Genomic DNA, 10853 nt, shown 5'->3' on the forward strand with positions numbered 1-10853 from the left:
GTCCTTGATCGAGCACTTGTTGCCGATGGCGGGGTTGAACGCGCCGATGAAGTTGACCGAGTTGCCGCAGATATTCGCATCGATGTCGATGGGGATCTGTACGACGTTGCCGGAGAGGAAGCCGGGGCTGCCGATGGCGATGGCTTCGGCCTCCGCGTCAGCGCTGGCCGTACCGGCACAGGCCAGCAGGGCGGCACAGGCCAGGCCGAACGCGGCGGTCACACGTGTGCGCATGGGAGAGCTCCTGTCGGTCGAAGGGGACACGTGTGTCCACCGTCGCCCGGGGTACGGCGGGGCGACATCGGTGAGCGTCCGAACGGGGGGCCGGGCTCTCACCGGGCCGGAACCACGCCCTCCGGATGCACGCCGCGCTCCCGCGGGGAATGGTGATAGCGGACCCGTTTTTCAGCACCGGGGCCGCCCCAGCGATCCGGACCCTAGGAGCAGAGAACATGTCGACGTCACAGCCCCCCGCGTCCCGGCCGCCCGAGGACCGCGCCACCCCGGACCGCCTGCTCCACGCCCGCACCGGCACCGACGTGTCGCCGGAGGATCTCGTCCTCGCCTCGGGCAAGGACCTCACCCCGCACAACCTCGAATGGGCCAGGCGCAAGCTGGCGGCCGAGGGGCCCGCCGCGCTCGAGAAGCTGCTGCCGTAGCCGACGGTCCCCCGGCGTCCGCCGGGGGACCTCCCGGCCGCGGGCGGTTCACGCCCTGTCGTCGTCCCCGGGCAGGGTGCTGTCGTCCTCCACCACGTGCACGGCGGCCTCCTCGGCGCCGGCCGCTCCGCCGTCGATGCCGAGGTCGGTCGCGACGGTCTCCTTCGTGGTGTCGGCGTGGGCGCCCTCGTCCGGGGCGACCAGACGGCCGGCGCGGGCGGTGCCCGCCTCCGGGTCGACCGGTTCGCCGTCGCTGTCGGGGCTGTCGCCCACGTCGTCCCGGACCGGTTCGGCCGACACGTCGGGGACCTCCTGGGACAGCCGCTCGTCGAGGGTCTCGCCCTCGTGCTGCTCGGCGGCGGTGGTGCCGCTCTTGGTGACGCCCAGCGGCTTCTCCGGCGGGGAGTAGCCCTCGTCGAGGGTGTCGTCGTAGGTCCGCTCGTCGACGGCGTCCTGCAGATCCAGCGGTGCGGCGTCCGCCTGCTCCTCGTTGGTCCCGGTGGGCTGGTACGCGTCGTCCGCCATCGGTTCGGGGCGCATCGGTTCCGTGCCCATCACTTCTGCCTCCCTGTCGCGCGCTGCGGCGACTCGTCGGTCTCAGGTGCCCGTTCCGCGTTTCCCGATCGGCGGGCTCGTAACCTCGGCGGCCGCCGCCGTCCCGCCGCACCCCGGATCCGGCGGGTGCGCAGCGGTCCCTCAGGGGCCGTCCCGCCGCGGCCGCGGTGCGACACGGACGTCCAGGTCCGAGATCCGGTGGACGGGCCAGGCCCGGGCATAGCGGGGCGGGGTGCCGTCGGCCGGTGCGATGTGGGCGACCGGGACCTGGTCGGCGGTGCGCAGGATGGCTCCCGTGGTGGTGTTCTCGTTGTTGCCGGAGGTCGCGCCCGAGGAGCAGCCCGTGTAGTAGCCGATCGGGATGGCCTCGTGGCCGGTGAGCAGGCAGGGCGGGCGGACGCCGAGCCGGTGCAGGGCGTCGGCGGTGCGGTCCCAGTCGCGGCGGTTCTCGGTGTTGCGGGACACGGCCCCGTTCAGGACGGCGAGCTGCGCCGCCAGGTGTCCGGCCAGCCCGAGCGCGACCAGCGTGGCGACCACCGGCCGCCAGGTGCCGCGCGGGGTCCTGACCAGGTGCCACAGGGCGTCGGCGACCGGGATCGCGAGCAGGGCGTAGGCGGGCGTGAGGAAGCGGGGTGCCGCGTAGCCGATCATGAAGAGGTACGGCAGCGCGGCCGTGGTGGCGCAGGCCAGCGGGACGAGGGTCCGCCCCAGGCGCCGCGCCCGGGCCGCGACGAGCAGTCCGAGGCCGGCCAGTACGGGCAGGACGAACCACCAGATGAGGACCAGGGGGTTGGGCATCGGGCCGGTGCACGGCCGGCACAGTGCCCGGCCGCCGAGGCTGCGCAGCTGGTCGTCGACGGCGAAGTACCAGCCCAGTCCGCCCTGGATGCGGGAGGCCTCCGACAGGCGCTCCCCCAGGCCGCCGTGGCCGACGTAGGCCTCGATCACCCATGGGACGGCGCCGGCGGCGAGGCCCGCCAGGAGGGCGAGGAGCAGGCGCCGGTGGCGGCCGCCCCGCAGGCGCGCCAGGGCGAGGACGAGCAGCGGCACGGTCACGTAGACCGCGTCGGTGGGCCGCATCCACGCCATGAGCGCGGCGCCGGCGGCGACCCCCCACAGGGCTGCCCGGGCGGAACGTTCCCGCCGGGCCCGCAGGAAGCAGCCCGCGCAGATCAGCGCGCCGATCGCCACCCAGTAGTTGGGCATGGCCTGCGGACCGTAGAAGAGGGTCACCCACAAGGAGGCGAAGAGGGCGCCGCCGACCACCAGGACACGGGTCGGGAACAGGCCCCGCCAGGCGCGCAGGGCCAGGTACAGGCCGAGGCCGGACAGCAGGGCGAGGTAGACGCGCAGCAGCGGGACGGATGTCGACCAGGACGCCACCGGTGCCACGAGCAGCGAGACGCCCCGGGAACGCGGGGCGCTGAAGAAGGCCGCCGGGGTGTCGGGGGTAACCTGGCTGACGTAGACGATCTCGTCCCAGCCGAGACCCAGCACGGGCCGGACCAGGGCGAGTTGAGCCAGCGTGAAGACGGCCGCCACCGCGGCGAGCGCCCGGTTCCCACGGACTCCCCGGGGCGCGCCCGGCCCGGCCGTCTGTTCGCGTCTTCGCCTGCGAACCAGGATGGCGTTCGAGCCGTCGGTCATGTTCCGCCCCTTGCCCTATTGTCCTAAAACCTGACAAACATGGACAAACTAACGCGCGGGGTAGAGGATCGCAGGGCGGAATACGGCCAAGTGCCTGACGCGAAGTGAGCGTCAGCGGGCGTTCGGGGCCCGGTGCGGGGGCTGGCTCGGGGCCGGACGTGGTGTGAGCGGGGGCACGGTCAGGGTCACCGGGGCGTCCTCACTCACCGTCAGCTCGGTGCCGTGGTGATGGAGCGTCAAGGGCGGGCCGGAACTCAGGGTGTAGGTGGCGCGGTCGGCGGCCAGCTCCACGCGCAGGCACCGGCCGAGGAATCCCACCGTGAAGGCCAGCCGGCTGAACCGCTCGGGCAGCCGCGGCGCGAACCGCAGGGTCCCGTCGGCGCACCGCATGCCGCCGAACCCGGCGACCAGCGCCATCCAGGTACCGGCCAGCGAGGCGATGTGCAGTCCGTCGCGGGTGTTGTGCTCCAGGTCCCCCAGGTCCATCAGCGCGGCCTCGGTCGTGTAGGCGTAGGCCAGGTCCAGATGGCCCGCCCGGGCGGCCATGACGGCCTGGACGCACGCCGACAGGGAGGAGTCCCGCACGGTCAGCGGCTCGTAGTAGGCGAAGTTGCGGGCGATCTGTTCCTCGGCGTCGCCGTCGAAGGACTCCTCGAACCAGCTGCCGCACGTGTACATCGCCAGCACCAGGTCCGCCTGCTTGATCACCTGCTTGCGGTACAGGTCGAAGTAGGGGAAGTGGAGCATCAGCGGGTACTGGTCCGGGCCCGTGCTCGCGAAGTCCCAGCGCTGGTAGCGGGTGAAGCCGGCGTGCTGTTCGTGCACGCCGAGTTCCTCGTTGTAGGGGACGTGCATGGCCTCGGCGGCGTCCCGCCAGGCGGCGCTCTCCTCCTCGTCGGCGCCGAGCCGGGCCGCCTCGTCGGGGTGCCGTTTGCAGGCGTCGGCGGCGGCCAGCAGGTTCGCCCGGGCCATGAGGTTGGTGTACGTGTTGTCGTCGGCTATGGCGCTGTACTCGTCCGGTCCGGTGACGCCGTCGATGTGGAAGGCGCCCCGGTCGTCGTGGTGGCCGAGGGAGCGCCACAGCCGGGCGGTCTCCACCAGCAGCTCCACGCCGACCTCGCGTTCGAACCGCTCGTCGCCGGTGACCGCCACGTACCGCACGACGGCGTCCGCGATGTCGGCGCCCACGTGGAAGGCGGCCGTGCCGGCCGGCCAGTAGGCGGAGCCTTCCGAGCCCTCGATGGTGCGCCAGGGGAACGCGGCGCCGCCGAGGCCGAGTTGGGCCGCGCGCTCCCGCGCGGCCGGCAGGGTGTCGAGGCGCCAGCGCAGTTCCTCGGCGGCCGCCTGCGGGGCTGTGTAGGTCAGCAGGGGCAGGACGAACGCCTCGGTGTCCCAGAAGGCGTGGCCGTCGTAGCCGGAGCCGGTGAGCCCCTTGGCGGGTATGGCGCGCTGTTCGGCACGGGCGCCGGCCTGGAGGACGTGGAACAGGGCGAAGCGGACGGCCTGCTGGATCTCCTCGTCGCCGTCGATCTCGACATCGGCACGGCCCCAGAAGTCGTCGAGGTAGGACCGCTGGTCCTCCAGCAGCCCCCGCCAGCCGCTGTGCGCGGCCGCCGCCAGTGCCGCCTCGACCTGGTCGCTCATCGCGGGCCGGGAGCGGACACCGGACCAGCCGTGCGCGACCAGCTTCTCCACGCGCAGCCGCTCCCCCGGCTCCAGCACCGAGGTGACGGTCAGCCGGGCCACGTCCACGTTGCTCTCGCTGCTCGTCGTGGTCCGTTCGGGGCCGGTGACGACGTGGTCGGCGGCGACGGCAACCCTCAGGCCGCTGCGGCGGGTGCGGTGGACCAGGCGCAGCCGGCTGCCCGAGGCGAGGTCCTCCTCGGGTTCGAGCGGCGACTTCAGGGCCTTGGCGGCGCGCGGGTCGCCGTCCGGCTCGGGCAGGCTCTCGTTGGCGACCAGCTCCGACTGGACGACGACGCGGGTACGGCTGTCGACGGGCTCCACCTCGTACGCCACGGCGGCGATCGCGCGCTGGGTCAGGGACACCAGCCGCGTGGAGCGCACACGGACGGTGGACCCGGCCGGGGAGGTCCACTCGCAGACCCGTTCCAGCACGCCCCGCCTGAGGTCCAGGGTCCGTTCATGGGTGACGAGCCGTCCGTAGCGCAGGTCGAACGGCTCGTCGTCGACCAGGAGGCGCAGCACCTTGCCGTTGGTGACGTTGATGGACGTCTGGCCGGACTCCGGGTAGCCGTAGCCGGCCTCGGCGTAGGGCAGCGGGTGCAGTTCGTGGACGCCGTTGAGGTAGGAACCGGGCAGGCCGTGCGGTTCGCCCTCGTCGAGGTTGCCGCGCCAGCCGATGTGCCCGTTGGACAGGGCGAACACGGACTCGCTCTGGGCCAGGAGGTCGAGGTTGAGTTCCGTCTCGCGCACGGTCCACGGCTCGACGGCGTACGCCCGCTGCTCGATCACTCCCGGCCTCCCAGCTCGTCGAGGTCCCGCACCACCACGTCGGCGCCGTGCTTGTACAGCGCGTCGGTCTGTCCGACGCGGTCGACGCCGACGACGTATCCGAAGCGGCCCGCCCGGCCCGCGTCCATGCCGGCCAGGGCGTCTTCGAAGACGGCGGCCTCTGCCGGTTCGATGCCCAGGTCCTCGGCGGCGGCCAGGAACGTGTCGGGGCGCGGTTTGCCCGGCAGCTCGCGCTCGGCGGCGACCACACCGTCGATCCGTACGTCGAAGAAGTGCTCGGCGCCGATCGCGCGCAGCACGTCCCGGCAGTTGGCGCTGGAGGAGACGATGGCCGTGCTCATGCCGTGGGCGCGGACGGCCTCCAGATAGCGCAGGGTGCCGTCGTAGGCCTCGACTCCGTCGGTGCGGATCTTCTCCAGGACCAGTTCGTTCTTGCGGTTGCCGAGCCCGTGCACGGTCATCGCGCCCGGTGGGTCGTCAGGGTTTCCGTCAGGCAGGTCGATGTCCCGGGAGGCGAGGAACGTACGTACGCCGTCGGCGCGTGGCCGGCCGTCGACGTACTCGTCGTAGTCGGACGCCGCGTCGAACGGCCGGAAGTCCTCGCCGTCGCGCTCGCGCAGGAAGGCGTCGAACATCTCCTTCCAGGCGGCCGCGTGCACGACGGCCGTCTTGGTGACGACGCCGTCGAGATCGAAGAGGCAGGCGTGGATGTCTTCGGGGAGACCGAGCTGCGTCATACAAGAACGGTTCCCCGCACGGAGACGTCCAGCGAGTGGCGCACGCCACACACACGCCCCGGACGGCCCTGGCACGGGGTGACACACTCTGCGGTGTGCCGCTCGCCTTCGACGACCTCGTCCACCGCGCCCGCGCCCTCCCCCAGGGCGGCCGGCGCGCGATCCTCGGCATCGCCGGCAGCCCCGGCGCGGGCAAGTCGACGCTCGCCGAGCATCTGGTGCGGGAACTGAACGGATCCGGCGAACCCTGGGTCGCGCACGTCCCCATGGACGGCTTCCACCTCGCCGACGCGGAACTGGAGCGGCTCGGCCGCAGGGACCGCAAGGGGGCGCCCGACACCTTCGACGCGGCCGGGTACGCGGCGCTGCTGGGGCGGCTGCGCGAGGAGAGGCACGACGACATCGTCTACGCACCCGGCTTCGAACGCGTCCTGGAACAGCCGCTCGCGGGGGCGATCCCGGTGCCGCCGTCGGCCCGGCTGGTCGTCACCGAGGGCAACTACCTGCTCCTGGACAACGGTGCCTGGGCCCGGGTCCGCCACCGGCTCGACGAGGTGTGGTTCTGCGAACTCCCCGAGCGGGAGCGCGTCCGCCGGCTCGTCGCCCGGCACGAGCGGTTCGGAAAGTCCCCCGAGGAGGCGGCGGCGTGGGTGTCGCGCTCGGACCAGCCCAACGCCGAACTGATCGCCACGACCCGGGGACGTGCCGACCTGGTGGTGCCGGAGTCGGCGCTGCCGCAGGTGGAGGCGTGACCATGGGCTTGGACATCACGGTGCTGGCCGTCGACTGGGAACGGCTCGAGCGGACGCCGTTCGAGGAGCGGTACGCGCTGCTCGAGGACGCAAGCCCCACTTCTGGGCGGGGCAGGCGTGGGAGGACGTACGGGAGCATGCCGCCCCGGAGACGCGTGAGCACCTGGACGCGTTCCTGCGGGACCTGATCTGGGGCACCGAGGACACGTCGGCCCGGGGCCGTTCCCCGCGAACACCGACCCCTGGCCCCCCGGCTGCTCCTCGCCTGCCCGACCGTGTCCGCACTGGCCGGGCGGTGGATCGAGGACTTCGACGAGTTCTCGGTGCGTGACCGAGGCCGAACGACGCGGGTGGGGCCTGGTAGGCCTGCCCCTGTGACGCCCGGGCCGCCTCACGCGGGGGTCACACGCCGGGTGCGGGCCGGCGGGCGCGCAGTGCGACAGTCAGGGTGTGCGGGCCGAGTCCGCCGATGTAGACGCGGTTCCCGGTCGTCGCGTCGGTGCCGCCCACCACGGTGTAGTCCTGCCCCGGGTCGTAGCGCAGTACGTCGCTCCGGTCCGGCCCGGCCAGCGGTTCGCCCGCCTCGACGTCGGCCTCGATCCGGATCTCGTCGTCACCGACCCGGTAGGTCATCGGCCCGGTCGTCAGGCACCAGCGCTCGTCGCCGACCGGTACGGCGCCCTCCGGCACCCCTCCCGGCCGGAAGGTCAGTTCGAGGGCCCAGGGCACCCTCGGTCCGCTGATGTCGATCCGCAGGTCGGCACCGTCGTCCCTCAGGTCCACCTCGACGCGGGTCGTGTGGGAGACCTCGTCCCGGGGCCGCTCGGGGAAGGCCATCGAGGCCGAGAAGCGTCCGTCGTCCACCAGCCGGTAGACGCCGTCGTCCCGCCTCTCATCCTCCGGGAGCGGCTGGTAGTAGGACGCCGTGAGGGTTTCGGTGAGCCGGTACCGGTCGCCGGCGAGCTGTTCCATACCGGCGGCGCGGAACGGGCCCAGGTCGAAGAATCCCCGCGAGAGACGGACCGCGTCGAGGACCGCGGCACCGGCGAACAGACGCAGGAAGGTGGGATTGCAGGCGAGGCCCGAGCGGATGCGCCGGTGCTCGGGCACGTCCGAGCCGCCGTACACGACCGTGTGCGCGGTGGCCGACGCACGAGCGGCGAGGCGCGCGGTGGAGATGTACCGGTCGCGCGGCAGGGTCTCCGCGGCCGGTGCCGGCAGAACGTGGCACAGGTCCGGGGTGAGGAGGGTCTCGGCGAGCAGGTCGGGGTCGTCGATGCCGCCGGCGGCCGCCAGCCGTGCCGCCCGGGCGAAGTCGCCCCGGCCGGTGCGGATCGCGAGCAGCCGGTAGTGCGGCAGGTAGGGCGCCAGCGGGAACGGGTGCTGCTGGTCCTGCCGTCGTGAGAAGACGGTCTCGACCGTGCCGTCCGGCCTGATGAGGTCCAGGGTGGTGGCGAGATTGCGTTCGACGGCGTCCCGCAGGTCCGTGCGGCCGAGTACGTCGGCCAGGAGCAGCAGCGAAGGGTTGGACACGTGGGCCGCGTAGTTGGCGCTGCGTTCCGAGTACAGGCCCTCCGCGTCGATGTCGACGCCTTCGGACAACCACTCCTCGATGCGGGCGAGGAGCCGGTCGTCGGGGAACGAACGGTGCAGCCGGGCCAGCGCAGCGGACAGCTCCCAGCGGTGGTTCGGGGTGTGCACCCCGCCGGTCAGGAGGCTGTGGGAGGCGGCGCCGGCGATCTCGGCGAGCGCCGCCGTCACGTCGTGCAGTTCCGGCCCCGCGCCCGCGGCGAGGACGTGCGCGTCGCACACGTCGTTCACGGTGAACCCGGAGTCCGGCGGCGACTGCACGTTGTCGCCGCCGGCGAAGAGTCCGGTGGCGGTCTGCGCGGCGCGCAGGGCGCGGAGGTGGGTCATCGCGGCGGCGACGGCCCCGCTGTCGCCGTGCAGTGACGAGTGCGGGGACCGGTACGCCGCGACGAGGATCTTCACTCGGCGTGCCAGAGCGCGGTGGTGCAGACCGGCGGGATCCTCGTCGGGGCCGGCCGCCAGTGGGGCGGCCGACCGGTCGGCGGCGCGGGCCACCGCGCGGACGAACTCGTGGTCGAGCGGGGTGGGCAAGATCAGTCCTTCAGTCCGGCGTTGATGTCGGCGTTCATGACGTAGCGCTGGAACACCAGGAAGACGACGATCAGCGGAATCATGGTGATGACCGAGCCGCCTAGCACCACCGACCAGTTGATGTTCTGCGCGCCGACGAGGCTCTGGATGCCGATCTGCACGGTGAACTTCTCGGGGTCGTTGAGCATCAGCAGCGGGAAGATGTAGTCGTTCCATCGCCACTGGAACGACAGGATGGCGAGGGTCAGCATGATGGGCCGGGAGATCGGCACCATGATCCGCAGGAAGATCGACAGTTCACGCGCCCCGTCGATGCGGGCGGCCTCAATGAGCTCGTCGGGGACCGTCAGGAAGAACTGGCGGAACATGAAGCATCCGGTCGCGGTGAGCAAGGCCGGGACGATGATGCCGGTGAGCGAGTTGTACAGGCCCAGGTCGCGGACCACCAGGAACTGCGGGGCGAGCATGACCTCGCCCGGCAGCATCGTGGTGGCCAGGATGCCGACGAAGAAGACCTTGAGCCACGTGTTGTCGTACTTGGCCAGCGCGTACCCCGTGCAGCAGCTGACCCCCACCGTGAGGATCGTCGCGATCACACACACGATGGCCGTGTTGATGAAGTACTGGGAGAAGTTGGCGCCGTCCCACGCTGCCTTGTAGCCCGACAGGGTTGGGTCGTCCGGAAACAGCGACAGCGAGGAGAACAGGTCTCCCGCCGGCTTGAACGAGCTGAGGACGAACCACAGCACCGGAAACCCGTAGATGGCCGCCAGGACCCACAGCAGTGTCGTCGCGGGCACCGCGCGCCGAAGGCCGCCGCCGGCCGCCCCGCGGGGCCGCTTCTTGGGAACAGCCCGTCCGGGCCCGGCGTCGACCTTGCGTGGCATGTCTGTGGTTGTCATCGGTTCTCCACCCGCCGGTTGACCATCAGCTGGATGACCGCGACGGCCATCAGGATGAGCATGAGCACGAACGACGCGGCGCTCGCGTAGCCGATCTGGCCCGATTTGAAGCCGGTCTGGTAGATGTACTGGACAAGCAGGTTGTTCGACGTTCCGGGTCCGCCGTTGTTGAGGGAGGCGAACAGCGGGTACTCCTTCATCCCGTGGATCGTGTTGAGCAGGATGACGATGAAGGACGTGGGCGCGATGCTCGGCAGTGTGATGCTGATGAACTGGCGCCACGGACCGGCGCCGTCGAGCGCGGCCGCCTCGTAGTACGACACCGGTACGTTCTTGATCGCCGCGATGAACAGCAGCATGGAGAAGCCCGTCCAGGCCCAGGATGCCGCCACCACCACCACGATCAGCGACAGGTCCGCGTTCGACTGCCACGGAACGGCACTTCCGCCGAGCTTCTCGATGACGTGGTTGACCAGTCCGAAGTTCTCACCGAACAGCCACCGCCACAGGACACCCACGACGATGGGCGACAGAAGCCACGGGATGAAGAAGAAGACGCGGGCGACCGACACTCCCTTGGCGTGCTTGCTCACCAGCACATTGGCGATGAGCAGCGACAACACGAAGTTGAGCGGAACGAAGAGCACGGTGTACAGCAGCGTCCGGGTCAGCGCGTCGAAGAAGGTGGAGTCCCCGAACAGGTTGCTGTAGTTGTCCAGTCCGACGAACTGGAACGCCCCGATGCCCGTGTAGTTCGTGAAGGAGTAGACGAGCCCGATCACCGCCGGCCAGACGAAGAACAGCGCGAAGAGCACGGCATTGCCCGCGATGAGGACGAGCGGCGCGACGGTGTACTTACTGCGTCTCCTGGGCGGGCTCGCGGACACGGCCAAGGCGCGTTTTGTCATCTTCCTGACTCCGTGCTGGTGGAATGGATTGCTGTGGGCTCAGGCCATGAGCCCGGCACCACGTGGGCGCCCAGGGCCGGGCGGCGGGTCTGGACCC

Annotated in this window: 11 protein-coding genes; 3 read left to right on the forward strand and 8 right to left on the reverse strand. The window is 71.4% G+C overall.

All coding sequences use genetic code 11. The features are described from left to right. A partial coding sequence (locus tag ACWIF2_RS38390; protein WP_454366032.1) for a chaplin occupies positions 1-234 on the reverse strand: 234 nt, incomplete at its 3' end. 218 nt (positions 235-452) lie between these two features. On the opposite strand from ACWIF2_RS38390, the gene ACWIF2_RS38395 reads away from it, so the two are divergent. Next, a complete protein-coding gene (locus ACWIF2_RS38395; protein WP_454366034.1) occupies positions 453-659 on the forward strand; it encodes a hypothetical protein in 207 nt (68 codons plus the stop codon). Positions 660-707: 48 nt separating this feature from the next. Here ACWIF2_RS38395 and ACWIF2_RS38400 read toward each other — a convergent pair whose 3' ends face one another. The 4 genes from ACWIF2_RS38400 to ACWIF2_RS38415 form a co-directional block, all read right to left on the reverse strand. Beyond that, positions 708-1199: a DUF5709 domain-containing protein gene (locus ACWIF2_RS38400; RefSeq protein WP_454366052.1), complete on the reverse strand. Its 492-nt coding sequence runs from the start codon at positions 1197-1199 to the stop codon at positions 708-710. A gap of 156 nt (positions 1200-1355) precedes the next feature. After that, positions 1356-2861 (reverse strand): hypothetical protein, encoded by a 1506-nt coding sequence (locus tag ACWIF2_RS38405; protein ID WP_454366036.1) that lies wholly within the window; start codon positions 2859-2861, stop codon positions 1356-1358. A 111-nt stretch (positions 2862-2972) separates the two neighbouring features. Then, positions 2973-5336 carry a glycoside hydrolase family 65 protein gene (locus tag ACWIF2_RS38410; RefSeq protein WP_454366038.1) on the reverse strand — a complete coding sequence of 788 codons (2364 nt, stop codon included), beginning with the start codon at positions 5334-5336 and terminating at the stop codon, positions 2973-2975. Beyond that, positions 5333-6073: an HAD family hydrolase gene (locus tag ACWIF2_RS38415; protein ID WP_454366040.1), complete on the reverse strand. Its 741-nt coding sequence runs from the start codon at positions 6071-6073 to the stop codon at positions 5333-5335. The genes ACWIF2_RS38410 and ACWIF2_RS38415 overlap by 4 nt, the downstream gene beginning before the upstream one ends. 95 nt (positions 6074-6168) lie before the next feature. Between ACWIF2_RS38415 and ACWIF2_RS38420 the strand changes: the two genes are divergently transcribed. Continuing rightward, complete coding sequence (locus ACWIF2_RS38420) at positions 6169-6825, forward strand: nucleoside/nucleotide kinase family protein (protein WP_454366042.1); 657 nt, start codon at positions 6169-6171, stop codon at positions 6823-6825. Continuing rightward, positions 6822-7013 carry a hypothetical protein gene (locus ACWIF2_RS38425; protein ID WP_454366044.1) on the forward strand — a complete coding sequence of 64 codons (192 nt, stop codon included), beginning with the start codon at positions 6822-6824 and terminating at the stop codon, positions 7011-7013. Before ACWIF2_RS38420 ends, ACWIF2_RS38425 begins: the two co-directional genes overlap by 4 nt. 214 nt (positions 7014-7227) lie before the next feature. Here ACWIF2_RS38425 and ACWIF2_RS38430 read toward each other — a convergent pair whose 3' ends face one another. From ACWIF2_RS38430 to ACWIF2_RS38440, 3 genes are read right to left on the reverse strand one after another with little or no spacing between them, the layout of a single operon-like run. After that, a complete protein-coding gene (locus tag ACWIF2_RS38430; protein ID WP_454366046.1) occupies positions 7228-8946 on the reverse strand; it encodes a hypothetical protein in 1719 nt (572 codons plus the stop codon). 2 nt (positions 8947-8948) lie between these two features. Continuing rightward, positions 8949-9848 (reverse strand): carbohydrate ABC transporter permease, encoded by a 900-nt coding sequence (locus ACWIF2_RS38435; RefSeq protein ID WP_454366048.1) that lies wholly within the window; start codon positions 9846-9848, stop codon positions 8949-8951. Beyond that, complete coding sequence (locus ACWIF2_RS38440) at positions 9845-10756, reverse strand: carbohydrate ABC transporter permease (protein ID WP_454366050.1); 912 nt, start codon at positions 10754-10756, stop codon at positions 9845-9847. Before ACWIF2_RS38440 ends, ACWIF2_RS38435 begins: the two co-directional genes overlap by 4 nt. Positions 10757-10853 lie beyond the last annotated feature (97 nt).

This window comes from Streptomyces sp. NPDC055506 (assembly GCF_053643595.1).